20 protein-coding genes are annotated in these 19,690 nt (G+C 67.2%); 8 read left to right on the forward strand and 12 right to left on the reverse strand.

The window, feature by feature from the left end; genetic code table 11:
- Entirely contained in the window at positions 1 to 1,230 is a 1,230-nt protein-coding gene (locus tag VR894_RS11305; RefSeq protein ID WP_324651625.1) for a toxic anion resistance protein, read from the reverse strand.
- 181 nt (positions 1,231 to 1,411) lie between these two features.
- On the opposite strand from VR894_RS11305, the gene VR894_RS11310 reads away from it, so the two are divergent.
- A complete protein-coding gene (locus VR894_RS11310; RefSeq protein ID WP_324651627.1) occupies positions 1,412 to 2,362 on the forward strand; it encodes an ERCC4 domain-containing protein in 951 nt (316 codons plus the stop codon).
- Between the two features lie 49 nt (positions 2,363 to 2,411).
- Here VR894_RS11310 and VR894_RS11315 read toward each other — a convergent pair whose 3' ends face one another.
- Complete coding sequence (locus VR894_RS11315; RefSeq protein WP_324651629.1) at positions 2,412 to 2,669, reverse strand: Txe/YoeB family addiction module toxin; 258 nt, start codon at positions 2,667 to 2,669, stop codon at positions 2,412 to 2,414.
- On the reverse strand, positions 2,666 to 2,911 hold the full coding sequence (locus VR894_RS11320; RefSeq protein WP_324651631.1) for a type II toxin-antitoxin system prevent-host-death family antitoxin: 246 nt from the start codon (positions 2,909 to 2,911) through the stop codon (positions 2,666 to 2,668). Before VR894_RS11320 ends, VR894_RS11315 begins: the two co-directional genes overlap by 4 nt.
- A gap of 148 nt (positions 2,912 to 3,059) precedes the next feature.
- On the opposite strand from VR894_RS11320, the gene VR894_RS11325 reads away from it, so the two are divergent.
- Positions 3,060 to 3,698, forward strand: coding sequence for a DUF4203 domain-containing protein (locus tag VR894_RS11325; RefSeq protein ID WP_324651633.1), 639 nt, complete (start codon positions 3,060 to 3,062; stop codon positions 3,696 to 3,698).
- A gap of 68 nt (positions 3,699 to 3,766) precedes the next feature.
- On the opposite strand, the gene VR894_RS11330 is transcribed toward VR894_RS11325, so the two are convergent.
- Complete coding sequence (locus tag VR894_RS11330) at positions 3,767 to 4,237, reverse strand: hypothetical protein (protein ID WP_324651635.1); 471 nt, start codon at positions 4,235 to 4,237, stop codon at positions 3,767 to 3,769.
- A 128-nt stretch (positions 4,238 to 4,365) separates the two neighbouring features.
- Between VR894_RS11330 and VR894_RS11335 the strand changes: the two genes are divergently transcribed.
- The 4 genes from VR894_RS11335 (at position 4,366) to VR894_RS11350 (ending at position 5,732) form a co-directional block, all read left to right on the forward strand.
- Positions 4,366 to 4,644, forward strand: coding sequence for a type II toxin-antitoxin system prevent-host-death family antitoxin (locus tag VR894_RS11335; RefSeq protein ID WP_324651637.1), 279 nt, complete (start codon positions 4,366 to 4,368; stop codon positions 4,642 to 4,644).
- Positions 4,641 to 5,036: a type II toxin-antitoxin system VapC family toxin gene (locus VR894_RS11340; RefSeq protein WP_324651638.1), complete on the forward strand. Its 396-nt coding sequence runs from the start codon at positions 4,641 to 4,643 to the stop codon at positions 5,034 to 5,036. The genes VR894_RS11335 and VR894_RS11340 overlap by 4 nt, the downstream gene beginning before the upstream one ends.
- A gap of 8 nt (positions 5,037 to 5,044) precedes the next feature.
- A complete protein-coding gene (locus VR894_RS11345) occupies positions 5,045 to 5,290 on the forward strand; it encodes an antitoxin (protein WP_324651639.1) in 246 nt (81 codons plus the stop codon).
- Positions 5,291 to 5,489: 199 nt separating this feature from the next.
- Complete coding sequence (locus VR894_RS11350) at positions 5,490 to 5,732, forward strand: hypothetical protein (RefSeq protein WP_324651641.1); 243 nt, start codon at positions 5,490 to 5,492, stop codon at positions 5,730 to 5,732.
- A gap of 93 nt (positions 5,733 to 5,825) precedes the next feature.
- Here the strand turns inward: VR894_RS11350 and VR894_RS11355 are convergent, their stop codons facing one another.
- Positions 5,826 to 6,380, reverse strand: a complete 555-nt coding sequence (locus VR894_RS11355; protein ID WP_324651643.1) for a TetR/AcrR family transcriptional regulator — start codon at positions 6,378 to 6,380, stop codon at positions 5,826 to 5,828.
- A gap of 62 nt (positions 6,381 to 6,442) precedes the next feature.
- Here VR894_RS11355 and VR894_RS11360 point away from each other — a divergent pair, with 62 nt between their 5' ends.
- Positions 6,443 to 7,351 carry an alpha/beta hydrolase gene (locus VR894_RS11360; protein ID WP_324651645.1) on the forward strand — a complete coding sequence of 303 codons (909 nt, stop codon included), beginning with the start codon at positions 6,443 to 6,445 and terminating at the stop codon, positions 7,349 to 7,351.
- Between the two features lie 97 nt (positions 7,352 to 7,448).
- Here VR894_RS11360 and VR894_RS11365 read toward each other — a convergent pair whose 3' ends face one another.
- The 3 genes from VR894_RS11365 to VR894_RS11375 form a co-directional block, all read right to left on the reverse strand.
- On the reverse strand, positions 7,449 to 10,070 hold the full coding sequence (locus tag VR894_RS11365) for a DUF4153 domain-containing protein (protein ID WP_324651646.1): 2,622 nt from the start codon (positions 10,068 to 10,070) through the stop codon (positions 7,449 to 7,451).
- Positions 10,067 to 10,768, reverse strand: a complete 702-nt coding sequence (locus VR894_RS11370) for a response regulator transcription factor (RefSeq protein ID WP_324651647.1) — start codon at positions 10,766 to 10,768, stop codon at positions 10,067 to 10,069. The genes VR894_RS11365 and VR894_RS11370 overlap by 4 nt, the downstream gene beginning before the upstream one ends.
- 301 nt (positions 10,769 to 11,069) lie before the next feature.
- Positions 11,070 to 11,792 (reverse strand): toxic anion resistance protein, encoded by a 723-nt coding sequence (locus VR894_RS11375; RefSeq protein ID WP_324651648.1) that lies wholly within the window; start codon positions 11,790 to 11,792, stop codon positions 11,070 to 11,072.
- Between the two features lie 317 nt (positions 11,793 to 12,109).
- Here VR894_RS11375 and VR894_RS11380 point away from each other — a divergent pair, with 317 nt between their 5' ends.
- Positions 12,110 to 13,063 carry a hypothetical protein gene (locus VR894_RS11380; RefSeq protein WP_324651650.1) on the forward strand — a complete coding sequence of 318 codons (954 nt, stop codon included), beginning with the start codon at positions 12,110 to 12,112 and terminating at the stop codon, positions 13,061 to 13,063.
- Positions 13,064 to 13,782: 719 nt separating this feature from the next.
- Here the strand turns inward: VR894_RS11380 and VR894_RS11385 are convergent.
- The 4 genes from VR894_RS11385 to brxL form a co-directional block, all read right to left on the reverse strand.
- The gene (locus VR894_RS11385) at positions 13,783 to 13,983 is read right to left on the reverse strand and encodes a hypothetical protein (protein WP_324651652.1); all 201 of its coding nucleotides are present in this window, start codon (positions 13,981 to 13,983) and stop codon (positions 13,783 to 13,785) included.
- Between the two features lie 289 nt (positions 13,984 to 14,272).
- A complete protein-coding gene (locus VR894_RS11390; protein WP_324651654.1) occupies positions 14,273 to 16,273 on the reverse strand; it encodes an ATP-binding protein in 2,001 nt (666 codons plus the stop codon).
- On the reverse strand, positions 16,266 to 17,489 hold the full coding sequence (locus VR894_RS11395; RefSeq protein WP_324651656.1) for a hypothetical protein: 1,224 nt from the start codon (positions 17,487 to 17,489) through the stop codon (positions 16,266 to 16,268). Before VR894_RS11395 ends, VR894_RS11390 begins: the two co-directional genes overlap by 8 nt.
- Positions 17,490 to 17,530: 41 nt before the next feature.
- Complete coding sequence (gene brxL / locus VR894_RS11400) at positions 17,531 to 19,687, reverse strand: BREX system Lon protease-like protein BrxL (protein WP_324651658.1); 2,157 nt, start codon at positions 19,685 to 19,687, stop codon at positions 17,531 to 17,533.
- Between the last annotated feature and the right edge of the window lie 3 nt (positions 19,688 to 19,690).

Genomic DNA, 19,690 nt, shown 5'->3' on the forward strand with positions numbered 1-19,690 from the left:
TCAGCTCCTCGGGAGTTCGTCGGTGGGTGGGGCGTCGGTGGAGTGGCTGCGTTCGAGCTGGAGCCGGGCGCGGCCCACCTGGCCCTCGAGCACCTCGACGGTCTGCTTCATCGAGCGGGTGGCCTCGACCTTGTACCGGTCGATCTCGTCCATCGCCTGGAAGACGTTGTCGAAGGCCTGCTGCAGCTTGGCCGGGTCGACCGTGGCCTGAGAGGCGTGCTGCTGGATGGCGGCGCCCTGGGACCGGAGCAGCTCCGACGTCGAGACGATCATGTCCGACGTCGTCGCGTTCAGGGCGTCGATCTGGGACAGCACGATCTGCTGCTGGGCGAGGGCCTGGGACACGATCACCGCGACCCGCAGCGCGGCGAGGGTGGTGTCGAGGGCGCGGTCCACGCCCTTGATGAGCTCGGTGTTGTTCTTCTTCACGACGTCGAGCGCCAGGTAGCCCTGGACCGAGACCGCCATCTGGGTCATGAGATCCTGGTGGCGCTGGCGGACGTAGAAGAGAGCGTCGGTCTCCAGAGCGGTGGCGTCGTCGGTCTTGCCGTCGGTGCGCAGGGCGGCGATTCGCTGCTCCAGGCCGTCGCCCAGGGATCGGGCGAGGACGGCGTAGTTCGCGAGCTGCCCGAGGGCCGCCCAGAGGTGGTCGCGCTCGGTCTGGATGGCGGCGTTGTCCATGCGCAGCTCGTCCTGGCCGCCCTTGAGCGCCTTGGTGATGGCGTCGAGCTGGTCCTGCGCGGACTCGTACTTGCGGAAGTACCGCTCGATCGCGTTGCCGCGGGGCAGGAACTTCAGCAGGCGCTTGCCGCCGGTGAGGTCGTGACGGTTCGGGTCGAGCTCGGAGACGATCTGCCGCAGCTCCTCCAGGCTGCTGCCGGTGCGGGAGGCGGGGTCCTCACCGGTGGCCGCGAGGGCGGCGGCGGGCCGCTGGAGCATGCGGTTGGAGGAGTCGGCAGCCTGGTTCATCGTGTCCGCGCCGAGGCGGGTCAGCTGCGCGAGCTTGGTCTGGAACTCGGGGCTGCGCAGCGGGGTGTCCAGCAGCTCGTCGAGGAACTTCGTGGCGGTCTCCGCGTGCTGCTGCTGAGTCTCCGCGTCCACGAGGATGATGCCGCCGACCTTCTCCGGCTCGTGGACCGCGACCTCGGCCGCCGGCTCGGGCGGCTCCAGGTGCAGCGGGTTCTCCACGGCCGGGGTCTGGTTCTGGCCAAGGTCGAGCGGGTTCGACATGCCGTGCACTCCTCCACGCGTCGGGGCTGCCCTCATTCTCTCAGAGTCCGCTCCGCAAGTGCCGAGATCCTGTCCCGCTACGCCGTCGCGAACGCCGTGACCGCCCCGACGACGTCGGGGGCCCGCAGGATCCGCGGGGAGACCGCCTCCACATCCGGTACGAGCGGGCTACCGTGCTGCCGTGACCGAGTTCCTCATCGCGCGCAACCCGGAGGAGGGCAGCACGCTGCCATTCCTGCTGCGCGTCCCGCTCGGTCCGGACGGCATCGTGCTCAAGGCGAAGGAGACCTGGCCGCGCACGGGCAAGGTCTACTGCCACCGGGCGGTGGGCTGGCCACGGGAGCCGGACATTGTCGAGCGGGTCCCGGTGCGCTCCTGCGTCCGGCGCGGCGCGGCCATCGACCTTGTGCTGGACCGTGGCCGGGAGAACCGGTCGCAGTTCGTCCTCACCCGCATCAGGGGCGGCCGGGAGGCGATCTTCTGGCAGACCGCCCGCACCGCCAAGCAGGCCCGGCCCGCCGTCGAGCTGCCCACCGCCCGCGCGGCGGGAGTGCGGGAGCTGGGGATCGTCGTCGACAGCCATGAGCGCTACGCGTGGACGTTCAGGCACCAGCAGGCCACCACCACGCGGCGGGCGCTGCCGGCCGGTGACTACGCCGTCGAGCTGGACGGTCGGGTGGTCGCGGCGGTCGAGCGCAAGAGCCTCCCGGACCTCGTCGCGACGCTGACCAGCGGGAAGATGCGTTACCTCCTGGCGCACCTCGCCGAGCTGCCCCGCGCAGCCGTCGTCGTCGAGGAGAGGTACTCCCAGATCTTCGCCCTGGACCGCGTGCGGCCCGCGGTGGTGGCCGACGCCGTGGCCGAGTGCGCCGCCCGCTTTCCCCAGGTGCCCATCCTGTTCTGCGAGACCAGGGCGCTCGCGCAGGAGTGGACGTACCGGTTCTTCGGCGCCGCGCTGCAGGAGGCGGCCGCGGAGTCGGGAGCCGCCGGCCGGGTCGCCGCCCTTCCTGCGGCCACCGCGCCGTCCGCGGCGGAGATCCGCGCGTGGGCGCGCACCAACGGCTACGAGGTCCCCGACCGTGGCCGGATCCGCGCCGACGTGCTGGCCGCCTTCGAGCGGCGCAACGACTGAGATCAGCCCGCGCTCGCCACTGCCGGAGTCCGACTGGACAACGTCCGACCTAGTCGTAGTGGAAGCGTGCTTGCAGGATGATGAGGTCGTCGCCGTCGACCAGGTAGACGAGCCGGTGCTCCTCGGTGATTCGACGCGACCACGCCCCCGCCAGCACGTGCCTCAGCGGCTCGGGTTTGCCGATGCCGGCAGTCGGGTCACGCACACTGTCATCGATGAGCCGGTTGATGCGCGTGAGGACCCGACGATCGGCCTGCTGCCAGAACGTGTAGTCCGCCCACCCGTTCGGCGTGAAGACGAGCCTCACCGGTCGAGATCGTGCTCGAGGCGTTCACCCGCTCTGGCCTGCCCGAGACTTTCGAGCAGGTGACGTGCGTTGGCCGGCACCCTGAGCAGGTGCGCGGTCTCCTCGAGCGCGTCGAACTCGGCTCGCGAGAGCAGGACAGCATCCCCGCGGCGCGAGGTGATCGACACCGGCGCCCGGTCGTTGTTGACCTGCTCGATCAAGGCGAAGAGGTTCTTGCGCGCCTCACTAGCGGTCGTGGCCATGGCATCCTCGCTCTCGACTCGTACGAGTTCTTGTACCAGTATGCCACGGTGCCCGGACCAAGGGTGGAGCGGGTCACGCGCGCCGCTGCGCCCCCCGAGCTGGATCCGCGATGATGGGAAAGGCCGGCCGTACCGGAGGTGGTTTCCGATGACCGACGTCGTCCTGGGTGTCCTGGCCCTGCTCGTGGGCCTGCTGCTGTGCTTCCGCGGCAGCGGCGCGATGCGGGTGCTGCTCGCGCTGTGGGGAGCCTTCGTCGGCTTCACCCTCGGCGCCGCGCTCGTCGCCGCCCTCACCGACGAGGGGTACCTCGAGTCGGTGACCGGCTGGCTGGTCGCGGTGGTGCTGGCGCTGGTGCTGGCCGCGCTCGCCTACTTCTTCTTCGCCCTCGCCGTCGTACTCGCGTTCGCATCGATGGGCTTCGTGCTCGGCCAGACCGCCGCGTCGGCCCTGGGTGCCGCCGAGCCCTGGGTGCTCACCGCCGCCGGAGTGGCCGGCGGCGTCCTGCTCGGTGTGCTCGCGATCGTCACCAACCTCCCCGAGCTCGTGCTCATCGTGGTCAGTGCCTTCGCCGGCGCGAGCGTCGCCGTGGCAGGCCTGATGGTGCTGCTAGACGCCGTCGACCTCGACGACGTCACCGCGGCCCGTGTCCCTATCGCCGACCAGCCCGCGTGGTTCGTGGGCCAGCTCGCGCTCGCCGTCGTCGGCGTCGTGGTGCAGGTGCGCCATGCCCGCCGGCGACGGATGGGCTCGGTGCGGCGGTCGTGGGCGGCGGCGGACCGCACCTGAGCTCGGGCGTCACGCCGTTCCGGCGCCGAGTGGACGCTTCGGCGGAAACCGACGGCAAACCGCGGCCGTCAGCCGATCATGTAGACGAGGCCCCAGCCACGACGCTGCAGGCGAGCGGTGAAGTCCTGAGCGTGACGCAGGTAGTAGGTGACGTACCCCCTCTCACTGCTGGACAGCGGTTCGCCGTCACGACCGACACACGTCGCGACGTCGTCCTCGTCGATCAGCGCGAGGTCGCGGGCGACGTCGTCGACATCGGAGGGTGGCAGGACGTCGACCCACGGGATCCAGCCCATGCCGGTACGGGTGACCGCGCCTCGGACGAGTGCGTAGGCGGGGCGCGGCCCGCCCGGGTCCGGGCAGGTGAGCCGCTGCAGCTCGCCCCAGCACGTGTCGAGGTAGAGCATGTCCGGCCGCCGTCTTCCGTTGAGTTCCCAGGCGTCGGCGAGCGGGTCGTCCGAGAGGAACGGGTACGGGTCGATCCGTGCCCGGTCGACGTGCTCCGGGGCGAGCGGATACGCGTAGTAGCGGATTCCCATGGGTTCATCCTCCACATCACGCGAGTTCCCGTGCCTGGTCGGGTCTGAGGGTGGGGACGATTGGGCCGGCGGTGGGACTGTGGGGCAACTGAGTCGAAAGTAGCATCACGAGTGCTACCGTTGGCCCCATGAGCCGCATCGGCGTCCGTGAGCTCCGTCAACACGCCAGCAGGTACCTCGCGCAGGTCAAGGCGGGTGAGACGGTGGAGGTGACCGAGCGTGGTCGACTCATCGCCAAGCTCGTTCCGCCGGAGCCGGCGGAGACGGCCCGCGACCAGCTCATCGCCGAGGGGCGACTCCTCCCGGCCACCCGGTCCCGGCACACTCTCCCCCCACCGGTCGACCTGCCCGCCGAGGCGCCGTCCGCAGCCGAGGCCCTGGATGACCTACGCGCGGAGCGCTTGTGATCTACCTGGACTCCTCCGCACTCCTCAAGCTGGTTCACATCGAGCAAGAGACGCTGGCCCTCCGGGCATGGCTCGACGCCCGCCCGGGCGCTCCCTTGGTGAGCAGCGAGCTGGCCAGAGTGGAGGTGATTCGCGCGACCCGACGTATCAACGAGGCAGCGCTTCCCACGGCGGTCGCCGTCCTCGCCGCACTCGACCTCGTCCCGATGACGACCGAACTGCTCAATGCCGCGGGCGCCATCGGAGGCCCGGGGCTGCGCAGCCTCGATGCCATCCACCTCGCCAGTGCGTCCTCGATCGGTTCCGCCCTCACCTCGTTCGTCGTCTACGACCACCGACTCACCAACGCTGCGGCGGCGGCGGGTCTGGACACCGTGATGCCTACGGCGTGAGGGGCGTGATGCGTCGATACAGTGATGCTGTACGCACCACGGTGAACATCGACGACGACGTCCTCGAGCACGCGAGGCAGATCGCGGCCGCCGAGGGGCGCTCGGTCGGTGCCGTCCTCTCGTCCCTCGCCCGTCGTGCGCTGGCACCGATCCCGATCACCGGGGACGACTCCGGGTTCCCGGTGTTCGACGTCCCGGACGGGGCCCCGACCCTCACCTCCGAGGACGTCGCGCGAGCCCTGGACGACGAGTGAAGGAGCCGGCCGCACGCGCCGCCCTGCTGGACGTCAACGTCCTGGTCGCACTCGCCTGGCCGAACCACGTCGGGCACCACGCGGCACGGGAGGAGTTCCACGCCCACGCGGCGGAGACCGGCTGGGCCACGACGCCGATCACCGAGGCGTGCGTGTATCGAGCAATCGGCGGGCGCTGCCTACAGCCACCACACCCGGCGTGGCGATCGAGCTGCTCCGGAGGATGACGTCTCTCGCCGATCACCACTTCTGGCCGGACACGACCCGCCTGGTGGTCGGTGAGACGGTCGACGCGTCGATGCCGTCCGGCCATCGGAAGGTCACCGACGCACACCTCGTCGCGCTGTGCGCCGACCATGGTGGCGGGCTGGTCACCTTCGACGGCGGCATCCTTGAGCGGGCGGGCGGCACCGATGTAGCGGTCGAGGTCCTCCGAGCCTGAGCCGGTCTCCCGTCGGCACGGTTCGTAGGTCACCTGCGGCACGACGTCGGTGCCACTCCACTCCCCGCTTGCCCGACTCGCCCGAAGCTCCGGTCAGAACCTCGCCAGCGCGCGTACGGCGCGGCTGATCGCAGGCCGGATGTCGAGCTCCGGGTCGACGGTGAGGCGGTGAAGGAGCAGGCCGTCGGCGAGGGCCATGAGAGCCCGGGTGGCAGACTTCGGATCCGCGATGCCGACGGCCTCGACGAGGCGTTCGGTCCACCGTTCGAACTCGCGGCGCTGGTGACGCAGCGGCTCGGCCAGCTCCGGGTCATCGGCGACCTCGAGGAACAGGGCATAGCGGGCGCGGGTGCGCGTGGCGTGCGGCCCGGTCAGCAGCTCCATCATCGCGGTCAGGCCCTGCGCCAGGGCGTCCGGGTCGGTGACGGCCGGAAGCGCGGCGGGGTCGAAGTCGGCTCGCTCCAGCTCGGCCATGTGGTCGACCACGCCGCCGAGGAGCGCACGGCGGGTCCGGAACCAGTTGGACGTGGACCCGGGCGGCAGGCCGGCCTCGTCGTCGACCCGGGCGTGGCTCAGGGCGCGGACGCCTCGCGTGCCGAGCACCCGGACGGCCGCCTCGAGCGCACGGTCACGAGTTGCTGGGGGCATGGACTCCCCTCTGGATCGGGTCTACTATGCCCATAGTAGTCCTCCGGATGAAGAAGGTCGCCATGAACGCGTCCGAGCTCGGTATCAGCGGTTCTGCGGACGAGGTGGTGTGGTCCCCGCCGCTGCCCGAGGCGGCCGGCTTCGAGCACCTCGTCGTCGAGACGCCGGGGCTACGGACCCACCTCGCCGCCGTCGGCGAGGGCGAGCCCGTCCTCTTCCTCCACGGGATGCCCCAGCACTGGTGGCAGTGGCGCACCGTCGCGCCCGCGATCGCGGCCGCCGGGTACCGGGCACTGTGCCCGGACCTGCGCGGTCAAGGCTGGACGGCGGCGGCGAACCCGCGGGTCGAGCGGGAGAGCCGGCTCCACGACGTGCTCACCCTGCTCGACGCCCTCCACCTCGACCGCGTTCACGTGGTCTCCCATGACCTCGGGTCGGTAACGGCGATGCAGCTGTCCTACGACCATCCCGCACGGGTCCGGGCGGCCGTGCAGCTCGCCGTCCCACCGGCGTTCATGACGTTCCACCCGAAGGTCGCTCCTGGCTTCCGGCACCTGCCGCAGTTCATCTGGCACCGCCCTGGCGCCTCGCTGCACCGGGTCTTCTCTGAGGGCTACCTGGCCCGGCCCATGCCTCCGGAGACCGTCGCGGCCCATCTGGCGCAGCTGCACCGGCCGGAGGTCGACGCCGCGGTGCGCCCGCTCACCCGCAAGCACCTGCTGCCCGAGGCCATGCGGATGACCGCGGGACACTACCGCCGGCAGCGGCTCACCGTGCCGACCCGCTTCGTGTTCGGCCGCCAGGACCGCTACTGGAACGAGCAGGTCATGGGGCTCGTCTGCCGCCATCCGGAGAGGTACGCCGAGCGTGTCGACTTCGCCTACGTGGACGGCGCCTCGCACTTCATCACGGACGACGCACCCGAGGCGGTCGCGGATCTCGCGCTCGACTGGTTCGGACGAGCGGCCTGAGGAGTTGGCCTGAACGGCCACCGCCTCAGCTCGGCCGTACCTCGCTCTTCGCCGTGAACTGCTGCCCCGCGAACGTGGCCACCCACGCAACACCGACTCACGGACACCCGACGGGCGGCACGTCCCCCAAGCCCGCACCCTCCACCTCGGCAGCCCGCGCCCGCCCAAGGTTCCACGACAGCAGGTCATCCGGAGTGCTCTCGTACCCCCCGTCCCAGGTGGCGCACCGAGCGAGGTCCTCCGGCAGGCCGGCGACGATCGTCGGCACGGCGTCGGCGCTCAGGCTGGACAGGTAGTACGTGTCGATCTTCCCCGTCTCGTGGTACCGCTCGATGTTGCGCTGCGCCACCCACGCCTCGGTGTTGGCGAACCCGAGAACCAGGAGCATCACCGCGCCCGAGACGAGCGCGGCGCGCGGCAGCCACCACGCAGACCAGCGGATCCCGGCGACGATGACGAGCACGACGACGATCCCGAGCCACAGCTCGAAGGCGTCCACCAGCACGCGCAGCACCGTGAACCCGTACGCCTGCTGGTAGACGGACATGCGGAACAGCGCGGAGGCGACGACCGCGAGGGTGAGCAGACACAACATCCCAAGCACCACCCGGAGCAGCATCCGGTCCCGCGCGGTCCGTTGCGGCGCCTTGCGCACGGTGAGCGCGATGGTGGCGAGCGTGAGGACGGTGACGATGGTGAGCTGGGCGAAGCCGTGGTGGACGTACTCGGCGTACGTGAGGCCGGCAACCTCCGCCAGGTACAGGTGCCCGCCCCACATCGCCGAAGCCTGCGCGACGAGAAACCCGACGAACACCGCGATCACCAGGCCCAGCGGTACCAGCCACTCCCACGTCCGCACCACCGGGCGCGCCTCCGGCAGGCCGATGCGCTCCACCCGCGGCGGGTTGAGGGCGAGGTAGCACGCCGCGAGAATCGAGCCGCCGACGGCGACGAGCACGAACGCGCGGAAGATGAGGTTGTCCCACGCGAGGTCCGGCACGAGGTGGCCCACCCACGTCCCGAAGACGGCGTCGCCCGAGGCGAACAGGCCACCGAAGACGACGAGCGCCACGAGCGAGATCGCCGCCGTGCGCAGCACCGGCCACAGCAGCCGGTGGCTGCTCAACGCCGAGATCGTCCGGCCGAGCAGGGGCAGCCCCCGCACGGCAGAGAGCACCCATGACGCCGCGCCCGCGACCATGGAGACGATGCGCCGCGCATCGGTGAGCGCCGTCGTCACGAGCACGCCGACGACGACGAGCGCGAGGACCGTCAGCCAGCCGGCATCGCGCAGCACGAGGAACGAGCCGAGCCCGAGGCACAGCACGGTGGAGAGCACCGTCCACGGCCGGGTGCGGCGCTTCGACATGCTGAGCACCAACCCGCCGCCGAGGAGCAGCACGAACAGAGCTCCCGAGCCGATGTTTCGGAATGGCAGCACCGTGGCCGCGAGGGCGCCGATAACCGCCGATGCGAACAGCGGGACCGGTGCCGTGGTGAGCCCGCGCTCCGGCCACACGTCGTCGATCAGGTTGGCGACGGCGGAGGCGGGGCGTGCCGGGACGGCTTCGGTGGGCACCGGGCCGGCGGAGCGCGACGACGGCGTGGCACCGGGTGACGGGGACGGGGCTGGGGTGGTGGACATGGCGTTCTCCTCCTGGAGCGGTGGCCGGGGCGGGCTGGGCTGCGCCGCCCGGACGGCGGGGATGCGCGGGAGCACGGCGCGGATCCGGGCGCCGGTGGTCCCCGGTGCGGCGGGCAAGGCGGCGATGGCTCCGCCGTGCATCTCGCACACCCAGCTCGCGATGGCGAGGCCGAGGCCGGTCCCTCCCCCGCCGTCGTCGGGGCCTGCGGAGCCGAAGCGGGTGAAGACGTGCTGCTCCTGGCCAGCGGGGATGCCCGGCCCCTCGTCGGTGACCGTGAGAGTCCACAGGTCGCCGTCGTCGGCGGCGGCGTGGACGGTGACGGTGCCGCCGGCCGGTGAGTGGCGGGCGGCGTTGTCGAGCAGGTTGGCGACCACCTGGGTGAGGCGGGCGCCGTCGGCCATGACGGTGAGGTCCGCGGGGGTGACCACGACGTCGTAGCTGACGGGGCGGGCGCCGAGCTCGGCCTCGGCCACCGCGCGTTCGACGAGATCGCCGACGTTGATGGGGACGAGGTTCAGCGGGGCGGCGCCGCCGTCGATCCGGGCGAGGTCGAGCAGGTCGGCGACGAGGTCGCTGAGGCGTTCGGCCTGGGCGAGGGCGGTGGCGAGGGAGTCGTCGCCCGGGTGGACGACACCGTCGACGAGGTTCTCGAGCAGCAGCCGCTGGCCGGCGAGCGGGGTGCGCAGCTCGTGGGAGACGGTGGCGACGAGGTGGCGGCGCTGCTGGTCGGCAGTGGCGAGGTCGACGGCCATGGTGTTGAACGCGCGGGCGAGGCGGCCGACCTCGTCGGCGGAGGTCGCGGTGACGCGCTGGGCGTAGTCGCCGGTGGCCATCCGAGTGGCGGCCGCGGTCATCTCACGCAGCGGGGCAGTCATCCCGCGGGCGAGCCACTGCGTGACGGCCAGCGCGATGCCGAGCGTGACGGGCAGGGTGAGCCAGACGGGGACGCCGGCGCTGCTGCCGACCTCGGAGACGAGCGCGGCGGTGACGACGCTCAGCCCGACGAGCAGGCCGATCTTCAGCTTGATCGAGCCGACGCCGTCGAGCGGGGCGCTGGGCGGCGGCGCGGTCATGCCAGCTCCACCGCGTACCCGACGCCGTGCACGGTGCGGACGCGGGAGGCGCCGATCTTCGCCCGCAGGGTGCGGACGTGGGTGTCGAGCGTGCGGGTGCCGCGCGCGTCGGCCCAGCCCCACACCTCGCGCATGAGGTCCTCGCGGGTGCGGACACTGCCGGGGGCGGCGGCGAGGGTGAGGAGGAGGTCAAACTCGAGGGGCGAGAGGTGCACCTCGGCGTCCTCGACCCAGACACGGCGGGCCGACGCGTCGACGGCGAGGGCGCCGAGCTCGATCCGAGCCGGGACCTCCTGGGCCAGCTCCCGGGCGCGCTCGACGCGACGGAGCAACGCACGGATCCGGGCGACGACCTCACGGACGCGGAAGGGCTTGGTCACGTAGTCGTCAGCGCCCGCGGTGAGGCCGACGAGGATGTCGGACTCGTCGTCGCGGGCGGTGAGCATAAGGACCGGCACCGGCCGGAGCGCCTGGATGCGGCGGCAGACCTCGTTGCCGTCGAAGCCCGGGAGCATCACGTCGAGGACCACGAGATCGGGCTGCTCTTGCTCGAAGACCGCTACTCCCCCGGGACCGTCGCAGGCCTGGGCGACCGCGAAGCCCTCGGCACGGAGGCGTGCGGCGAGGCCGTCGTTGATGACGCGGTCGTCCTCGACGATGAGCAGCGTCCCGCCCGCAGTGCCCGGTTCTGTTGTCATGAGGCGAGCCTAGAAGCGGCCGGGTGAGGTGCTGGTCGGGCCGATGTGAGGGTTGTGCAAGGGATCGCGCTCGCCGCCGTTTCGGCCCAGTCCGTTGCATCGCCCAGGACATGCGATCGCGCTGGTCGGCCGACGCTGCGCGAAGCACGTCGGCCGGCGTCATTCGGTAGTCACATTGGCGCGGCCGCACCGGCCGCGGAAAGGAACGGCACGCGGCGCAGCCCGTCAGCGGCCGGCACGAGCCGGTCTCGCTCACCCACGCCGCGTCACGTCGTCGTCACCGCCACGACCGCACCCACCATCAGTGACTTCCACGGACGCGGAGCCGCTGAGACCACTGCCGGTTTACGACGTCGTGTGCCCGGTAGCCCTGGACGGAGACGGCCATCTGGGTCATGAGGTCCTGGTGGCGCTGGCGGACGTAGAAGAGGGCGTCGGTCTCCAGGGCGGTGGCGTCGTCGGCCTTGCCCTCGGTGCGCAGGGCCGCGATTCGCTGCTCCAGCCCGTCACCGAGGTAGCGGGCAAGGACGGCGTAGTTCGCGAGCTGCCCGAGAGTCGCCCAGAGGTGGTCACGCTCGGTCTGGATGGCGGCGTTGTCCATGAGCAGCTCGTCCTGGCCGCCCTTGAGCGTCGCCTTGGTGATGGTGTCGAGCTGGTCCTGGGCGGACTCGTACTTGCGGAAGTACCGCTCGATCGCGTTGCCGCGGGGCAGGAACTTCAGCAGGCGCTTGCCGCCGGTGAGGTCGTGACGGTTCGGGTCGAGCTCGGAGACGATCTGCCGCAGCTCCGCCAGGCTGCTGCCCGTGCGGGAGGCGGGGTCCTCACCCGTGGCGGCGAGGGCGGCGGCGGGGCGCTGGAGCATGCGGTTGGAGGAGTCGGCGGCCTGGTTCATGGTGTCCGCGCCGAGGCGGGTCAGCTGCGCGAGCTTGGTCTGGAACTCGGGGCTGCGCAGCGGGGTGTCGAGCAGCTCGTCGAGGAACGTGGTGGCGGTCTCCGCGTGCTTCTGCTGCGTCTCCGCGTGCACCAGGATGATCCCGCCGACCTTCTCCGGCTCATCTCTACCTCGGCCGCGCGGCAGCCTCCTGACATCGGTGACCGGGTTGGCCAGCCGCCGAGAGTAGGGACGGGCTTGAAGAGTCGGCGTCCAACTTGCCTCACCGCGACGAGGATCCCGTCAGCACAATTTCGGGCGCTGTCCAGATCCACCATCGATGGACTACCCGCTAGAGTGCAGGCGTGGGATCGGAGCGCGTCCGGCAGACAGGCCGGCCATTGGACGGGGTGCAACTCCCCGACGCGCTACCTCCCTCACACCCTGGGATGTCGAGGACTCTAACTCTGGTGAGTTCGATTTCCATCACCCTCGATGAGGATCAGCAGGAGCGCGCGCGAATACCCCGTTTCTTCAGTGACCGGGGGGTTAGCCATGCGCTATCGAGCGAGTTCACCCTCCCAGTACGAGCAACTGTTGCAACCCGCCGGTACACAGCCGGGAGTCAGGCTTGGAAGCGGCTGAGGAGGGAGCTCGACTGCGCCGACATTGGGGGCAATATCGCCGTCGCCGTCGGTTCGCGATATCTTATCCTAAAAAGCGCCAAGCTCGATCATTTCGGTGGGGGCGCTTACCTACTTCGCACGAAGTACGCGTTAGATGAGCAATCTACCGACATTGATTTCGAAGAGTTTGAGATTGCTCACCGTGCCTTTCAAGACCATTCGAGCGTCAAACACCTAGAGAACCGAATCGCCGATCTTGCCCTAGGTGACACACTCGTGGGCGAGACTCTCTCTCGCCGATCGCTTCGGAGCATCCACGCGACGTTCCCAACTGATCCCACCGCGATGGCACGATTTCTCCGCAGCAATCGTCACGCTCTGGTCGAGCTCCACATCGGCTCCCAGTCCGCCACACCCTCGGACCCCAGACTGGCGGCGCGCGTTCTCGAGAACTCTGACAACGTCAACATCAAAGACGAGGCTCAGCTATTACTCCTTAATAGGCAGGGTGTAAGCCACTACGAGACGCGAGGCACCACATCGCCGTATGGTAACCGATTCGAGAAAGCGTTGTTGCTCCTCGAAGTCGGAACTGTCTTCCAGCAAGTCCTCCTCGACGCTGGCAGGAGAGGGTATTCCCGCAAGACCTGGGAACAAAACCCCACGCTGAGTCGCTGGATCGACCATCCTCTTTCCACCTTTTTCAGCAGTGTGACCAACCGCCTTATTTGGGAGTCGGTCGCGCGGTCACTCGCTCTCCGCGAGATCCTGAGCGAGGTCCGAGCGTATAGTGGGTGACATACTACTCGGAGCGGTAGAAACACTGGGCGATTTCGGGATAATAGCGGCACTTGCTTCGGTCGCCTACGCAGTATTTAGCGATCGAGGTGGTCGCAAGAATGCGCAGCGGACAAGCGCCGCGAGTCAATTCATGGACGATATCGTCGCCGTCACAGTCGCGCGCAATACTGGCGCTACCTCGACTATAGAGCAAGAAAGCGCTCAGTTGAGTCTGTCGAGGCTTAGACTGCACGCAGCCATGCGACGGCGGGATAGAAGGACGGTTGGCCGGTGGATTGACGACATCGCCAATCGTGCCGAGTTCGGCATTCCAGGACCGAAAACATCCGCGATTGCGCAGGAAGTTTCACAAGTCCTGACAAATTGGATCGAAACACCTCGTGAGGCGCGCCGCAAAGTTGACAGTGGGCGAAACACATAACTGTGACCACTGCCGCTAATGTGAGACTCACGCTCCACCCGCCCGTGAAAGCCGACATGCCGCGCATTCCTCGACGCTCGGCGGCTCTCGATATCTACGTATTTCGGCACGGGCGGAACAATGAGCGCCCGCCGCTCGAATAGTTCCCGCACGGCGACCACCCACGGTTGTGCGGGCCGCACCCTTGCGGCGCCTCGCCATCTATCCGAGATCTTCAGGTGTGCAGTCTCCTCCTGGAAGGAGTCGTTGCTTGCAACCCACAGCACGAGGTCGGCACCCGGGACCTCGGCCATCGCTAGAGCAACGTCCTTCGCACCGTCCTTGGCACCAACGCCGGGGTGTCGACGATCTCGACGTCGCGCAGGTCCGCTGCAGGGGCAGCGAAGACGTCGCGCGTAGTCCGCTGAGCGCCGACCTCGATCCGCTCAAGAGAGCCACCGGTGAGCGCCGCGAGAATCGTGCTCTTGATCGTGCGCCCCCTCAGAACGACTCGCATAGGTCGAGCACTCGGCGGCGCCTCGACTACCTCCGCAGCCACGATGGTGTCGAGAAGCTCCCTAGCCGTCTCGTCTCGGGAGACCGCGCTCAGTGACAGTCGGTAAGCTTCAGTCAGGGTTGCGCGGCACGACACCACCGCCTTCGTGTGCACAGGCAGGAGGTCTTCGGCTTCTCCTTCGGGACCGACGAACTGGTTCCGAGCGGCAGGACTCTAATCGTGCCTCTTCGAGCACTTCTCCTCGCGGGGCGCCCTGCAAGTTGCTGAGCCCGCACGCGCCCCGTCCTGATCAGAATGGCGGTTCATCGTCGTCCCACGGGGATGAGGGTCCGGTTCCCTGATCGTCGTCGTCATCAGGGAATGGGTCTTCGCCCTTCTGATCTGGCGGCAGCGGCTTGAGCCACTCTGAGGTCACGGACATCGTCCGGCTGTTCGGCTCTGACTCAGCCGGGAGCGGGCTTATCTTTACGATCACCGGCACCTGCGCAGAGACGCCGGCCACTACGCAAACACCCGTCGGCAGGATCGGCAGTTGCTCGAAGGAGACCCGATCGAGATAGGCGACGGCCTTTTCGATGGCCTGCACGTCCAGGTTGTTCACGAGCCGGTGGAGGAAGTAGTTGTGTAGCTGAGAAATGATCGTCGGTGAGATGTCGTGGGGCCGCTGGCTTGCCAGGGTAAGGAAGACGCCGAATTTGCGCCCCTCCTTGACGATCTCCTCGAAGGTCTCCAGGCGGTAGTCCCGCCACGCCTCACTCTCGCGTGACGACTCCAACGAAAGAATGTTGTGTGCCTCGTCGATGATCAGGTTCAGGTAACGCTCGTTCGCAGGGTCCTTCTCCTTCTTCTGGTCATACAGATGCTTGCACAGCAGCATCGGGATGACCTTGCGCATCGACAGATTGACGTCGCGGAGCGAGACGACGATCAGCGGTTCGTTGTAGGACTCGCGGTCATCAGCGACGATGAGCTTCTTGATGTCAGGGACCCGGGTTTCGAGGCGCTTAATCAGCGGTGAGAGATGCTCCCGGTTTGAGAAGCCGCTGATGATATCGTTGTAGTACTGAAGAACGATCTTGAAGCGAATCAGGTCGATGCCCGGCTCGATCGTCGAGAAGTCGATCGGAAGCGCAGCGACCTTGTCCTTCGTCAGAGCCTCCCAAGTGCGGTGGTCTGAGTCGATGTAGTTCGTCCACTCGCCCCAATAGAACTTCCCCTGCGTGGCGTTGTAGTGCAGGTTCCGCTGGAAGTCGTCGATCAGATCGGTCAACTCTTGCGGCGCCGCCGACCCCAAGCAGGTCTGAACCTCTGCGAGCAGGTTGAGCACCGTTTGACGGTCTAGCGACTTGTCGTTGCTCTTGGTCGCGCGGAGAACCATGTCAGCAAGGACCGAGAGGATGTCATCGGGGTCGGCAAGTCGCCGGTCCCAATAGTCATTGTTGAGTACGCGTCCGAGGAACGGCGCCTGGGTCTTCTCGGTGGCGTCTAGGAGAACGGTCCAGAAAGCAAGGTCGCTGACGGCGCTCGACGGAAGCGGTAAACGCGGTCCGGTCGCGGAGCGCGTGCTGAGGGCGTACTCGCGCTTGTTGGTAACGCCGGTGACGACCTCGGTAGATCGAAGGTCCCCCTTGGAGCCGTCGCGGTCTAGGTATTCGCCGTTGAAGTCGACCAACACGAACTGTGACCGCTGACGGAAACCCTCAACTGCGCCGTAGCGTTCGAACAACTCGTGATACAGCTTGGCCAGCGTGTACGACTTGCCGCTGCCAGTGTTGCCGAAGATCCCGACGTGGCTTGCGAAGATGGCGTTGACCCCAACCGAGACGGCCTGAGTCGGCTCCATCGCGAGCACGCCGATCTGGACTGGGGTATCGGAGTCCTCGACGAACGTGTGGATGAGGCCGAACTCACCTTCGGTGAGGATGAAGCACTCGTTATCGAGCAAGGGCATCTCGCGGACGCCGCGCTCGAAGCGTCCGCCCTCGACATACCCAATGAGGCTCACCTGGAGCTGGCGCGACATCGGATCGACGCCGCGCCGATAGATGGCCGACGCCGCTCGGTCTTCCTCGACAACTTCACCGTCCACCTTGGCGATCAGCTCTGAGAAGCCCTTGACGATCTTCAGATAGCCGCCGACCGAGACGTTGCGGACGATGCCGCCCTGGAAGAGCAAATGTGAGCTGTTCTTGAGCTTGTCGACGGCCACACGAACTTGCCGGCCCTCGACCGATACGACTCGGCCTACCCGGAAGACTGTGTCCTGCTCCAGGACCTCGCGCTCAAACACGGGTCCCCTCTTCGCTGGCGAGCCGGATGTCCAACTCGATGCGCTGATCTGGCACGGGGAACTTGTCCGCGACGATGGGCGCAAAGTAGTCGGTGGTCACGACATCCAGCTTTGCCACTCGCTCGTCCTCCCCGTCCTCGGGCTCGGGCGGGAGGAGGAAGAGAACGTTGCTGTTCTTGACGTCCGTCTCCGGGATCAGCTTCTGGTAGTCCGCGAGGTCGCCGCGCGAGTAGGAGAAGACGATCACCTGCAGAGTCGGATTGGACCTTGCAGCCCTGACGACCACGTCCCGGAGGTGCTCGTCGCGGAACGAGAACCCGTGGACGAAGAGGACGCTGTTCTCCTTCTCCAGTTCGTTCGCGAACCGGCGGATTAACTCGTAGTAGGTCTCGTGGAGGACCGTGGTGGCGAACTTCTGCTTGTCAGGATTGACGATGCCCAACTTCTCGTACGCCTCGGTAAAGGCTGTGACGGTCGGTGGCACCGCACCAGATGACGCCCTCGCGATCAGGGCAGCAGCGTCGACCTCCTTACTATCGTCGATGGCGATGAGGTCGCCTCGCGCAGAATCCAGCGCGGTCTGCGTCTCAACTACCAGCGAGAGACCGTGGTCGAACACAATCTCGGTCTTCTCCGCCGAGCGCTTCTCTTGCAGCCAGCCTGCCGACCCGTGGATCTTGACCAGGTTGAACACGGGAACCTCGGAGCGCTGTTCAAACCTGCTGGCCATCCGCAGGCGGATCGTGTTGAAGTCGCCGAGGTCGAAGCGCGGGCGGATCTTGCCGCTGAAACCGTCGCTGAAGTCGATGGCCATCTGCTCGAAGGCGACCTCGAAGACCATGTCGACGTTGGTTGTGAAGACGTTCGCCTGCTTGGCGAGGATCGAACTGTGACGCTTCAGGAGGATGCGGTTGATCGTACGGAGGAACCTTGCGTAAGAGGTGAGTACCTCCTCGGCGTCAGCGTGGCGATTCACCACCTTCACGTTCGGCATAAGAACCGAGTCGAAGAAGTACGCCTGGATGGACGCCCTGACGACGGCCTTCACGTCGTCGTCAGCGTTCGACTCAGCGACCTCCGTCAGGGTGTCCTCCACGTTGCCCAGAAGGCCGAAGAACGCCGAAGGAGTGCCCGCGCCGATGAGAAAGTTCAGGTGGGAGTCCTGGACGATAATGCGAAGGCGATCAGGACTGATTCCATCGACGGAGGTGCCCATCACGGGTTTGTGTGGGACGCCGTTGATACTGACGTCAGTCATTAGATGCTTTCGCCTTCACGTAAGTAGGTGACGCTGAAGGACTTGACCTGGCGGTACTGCTGGAGCTTCACGGCGAGGTCGAAGGCGTCGTTGGCGACGTACTGGAAGATGTCGAGCCCGCGGCCGAGATTGATGCGCCAGCCAGAGTTAGCGACGATCGAGCGGTCGTGGATGGTGTTATCGAACTGCACGTCGAGGGTGATGCCGGCCACCGCTGCCGCTTGCTTGACACGGAGCAGGAACTCCATCTGCTTCTGAAGCTTCTCGGGACCGTCAGTGTTCTCGCTCGTGACGAGGAAGACCCTCACCTCGTCTGCCGGATCCTTAACGACGGCTAGCGCTTCGATCAGTTCCATCAGGTTCCGGGCCTGGTGGAACTGCCGTATGTACGGGTCGGTGATCGCGATTTCGGTGGCTCCGCGCAGATACGGAAGAAGCAGCGCATCGTAGGAGACCCCCCGCTGGTTCTCCTGGAACTCGCGGTGTCCCTCGAACAGCGGCGCCGCCTTGGGCGCAGCGATCTCGGGGGCCATCGGCCCAGCTTCAGCCGCGCCGGGCAGGTCGGCAGGGAAGTCTTCGTCCTCACCCTCGTGGTGGCGTGTCTGGTGGTAGTACGTCGGGTACTCGTCCTCCTCCAGGGTCGTGACGGCAGTCCACTCGCCAGCCTTATCGAGAAAGCCGAACTTCACGTCGGCCATCGTCGAGTCGATCCGCAGGATCTGGTCCTTCACGCGCTTACGGCCCTCGATGGCGAACCGGAGAATCTCGGCGATCTCCTCCTTGGTCGCTTCCCCATGCGGATGAAGAATCTTCATCAGCCCGGAGAAGGTCTTGTGGATGCCGTCGCGGTCGCGGGTAGAGATGTCCGAGCCCAGCGTAAAGTGCTCCTGGTAGCGGTCGGAGTAGTCCGCGTTGCGCATCGACTTGAGAACCTCGGCAATGTAGTCGACGACGAACCCGTAGCCGTCGGAGAACATCTCACCGCGGATCGTGTCGACTTCCCAGCCCGGGATGTAGTGGTGGAGGCGGTCGAGGTACGCGGGGTCGTGGTAGTTCTCCGGAAGTTCGTCGAACAGGTCGGAGTGCTTGAGCATGTATGCCACGTTGTGGGACGTGTTGCCGACGAAGACCATCGACGCCTCGGCACCCAGTGTCTCGACACCACGGGAGAACGACTTGTTCGCCATGTAGTTCTTCATGATGTCGACGAGCGCCTTGTCGGTGCGCTTCTTCTTGCCCGCAAACTCATCGAAGGCGACGACGTCCCAGAAGCCGACCAAACCAATGCGACCGTTGGAGTTGTTGACGAAGAGCTTCGGAACGGTGACCTCACCGCCCGAGATGAGCATGCCGTGGGGCGAGAACTCCGAGAAGATGTGCGACTTTCCGGTGCCCTTTGGGCCGAGCTCGACAAGGTTGTAGTTGCGCTCCACGAACGGGATCAGGCGCGCAAGTTGAATGAGTTTGGCCCGGCGCCCGAACAGGTCCGGGTTGAAGCCGATCGACTGGATCAACAGGTCGATCCACTCATCGGTGGTAAACTCCCGACGAGAAGTCGTGTAGCTGTCGAAGTCGAAGTTGGAGAGCTGGATCGGCTTCAGCGAACCAAGCTGCCACGGGGTGACGCGCGCGTCGTCGAAGTGGAAGTAGTCGATGTCGCAGATGCACCACACGCCGCCCACAAGGAGCTTTGGGTGGGCGTTCACCGTGGGCGCCTCGACGATCACTCCCTTGATGCCGAGGTTGGAGAACTCAGCCTCGTACCGGTCCTCCTTGTCGTTGAGAGAGACGGCGACCTTGTCAATGATCTTGTAGCGACCGCGCTCGCGGATCATCGACTTCACGAGCTCGGACTGGTTCCGCTGGACGTAGTGGTCGGCGAGGATCTGCCGGACTGACCCGATGCCAGCCTGGATGGTGGCCTCGTCGTCAGAGGCGGCGTACTGGCCGAGAAGGTACTCGAGAACGTACGACGGCACGATCGCGTTGCCCTTGACGGCCTTGACCAGGTCCTTCCGAACCACCAGGCCCGCGAAGTACTGGTTGATCTTCTTGTCGAGTGCGCTCTGCTCCGGCGTCTGGTCGGCTGTCTCCTCGGTGGCGACTCCTTCGGGGAAGTCGTCGTCGATCACGTGCAGATCGGTGTCTTCAGTCATCTC

This window comes from Georgenia sp. H159, assembly GCF_035607575.1.
In the GTDB taxonomy this organism is placed as follows: domain Bacteria; phylum Actinomycetota; class Actinomycetes; order Actinomycetales; family Actinomycetaceae; genus Oceanitalea.

What these genes read in the sequence shown, in the direction of transcription:
- VR894_RS11320 (WP_324651631.1), bottom strand. Translation starts at nt 2,911, where the DNA reads ATGGCCACGACCGCTAGTGAGGCGCGCAAGAACCTCTTCGCCTTGATC.
- VR894_RS11370 (WP_324651647.1), bottom strand. Translation starts at nt 10,768, where the DNA reads ATGACAACAGAACCGGGCACTGCGGGCGGGACGCTGCTCATCGTCGAG.
- VR894_RS11305 (WP_324651625.1), bottom strand. Translation starts at nt 1,230, where the DNA reads ATGTCGAACCCGCTCGACCTTGGCCAGAACCAGACCCCGGCCGTGGAG.
- VR894_RS11365 (WP_324651646.1), bottom strand. Translation starts at nt 10,070, where the DNA reads ATGACCGCGCCGCCGCCCAGCGCCCCGCTCGACGGCGTCGGCTCGATC.
- VR894_RS11395 (WP_324651656.1), bottom strand. Translation starts at nt 17,489, where the DNA reads ATGGGCACCTCCGTCGATGGAATCAGTCCTGATCGCCTTCGCATTATC.
- VR894_RS11335 (WP_324651637.1), top strand. Translation starts at nt 4,366, where the DNA reads ATGAGCCGCATCGGCGTCCGTGAGCTCCGTCAACACGCCAGCAGGTAC.
- brxL (WP_324651658.1), bottom strand. Translation starts at nt 19,687, where the DNA reads ATGACTGAAGACACCGATCTGCACGTGATCGACGACGACTTCCCCGAA.
- VR894_RS11360 (WP_324651645.1), top strand. Translation starts at nt 6,443, where the DNA reads ATGAACGCGTCCGAGCTCGGTATCAGCGGTTCTGCGGACGAGGTGGTG.
- VR894_RS11385 (WP_324651652.1), bottom strand. Translation starts at nt 13,983, where the DNA reads ATGCGAGTCGTTCTGAGGGGGCGCACGATCAAGAGCACGATTCTCGCG.
- VR894_RS11330 (WP_324651635.1), bottom strand. Translation starts at nt 4,237, where the DNA reads ATGGGAATCCGCTACTACGCGTATCCGCTCGCCCCGGAGCACGTCGAC.
- VR894_RS11345 (WP_324651639.1), top strand. Translation starts at nt 5,045, where the DNA reads ATGCGTCGATACAGTGATGCTGTACGCACCACGGTGAACATCGACGAC.
- VR894_RS11325 (WP_324651633.1), top strand. Translation starts at nt 3,060, where the DNA reads ATGACCGACGTCGTCCTGGGTGTCCTGGCCCTGCTCGTGGGCCTGCTG.
- VR894_RS11355 (WP_324651643.1), bottom strand. Translation starts at nt 6,380, where the DNA reads ATGCCCCCAGCAACTCGTGACCGTGCGCTCGAGGCGGCCGTCCGGGTG.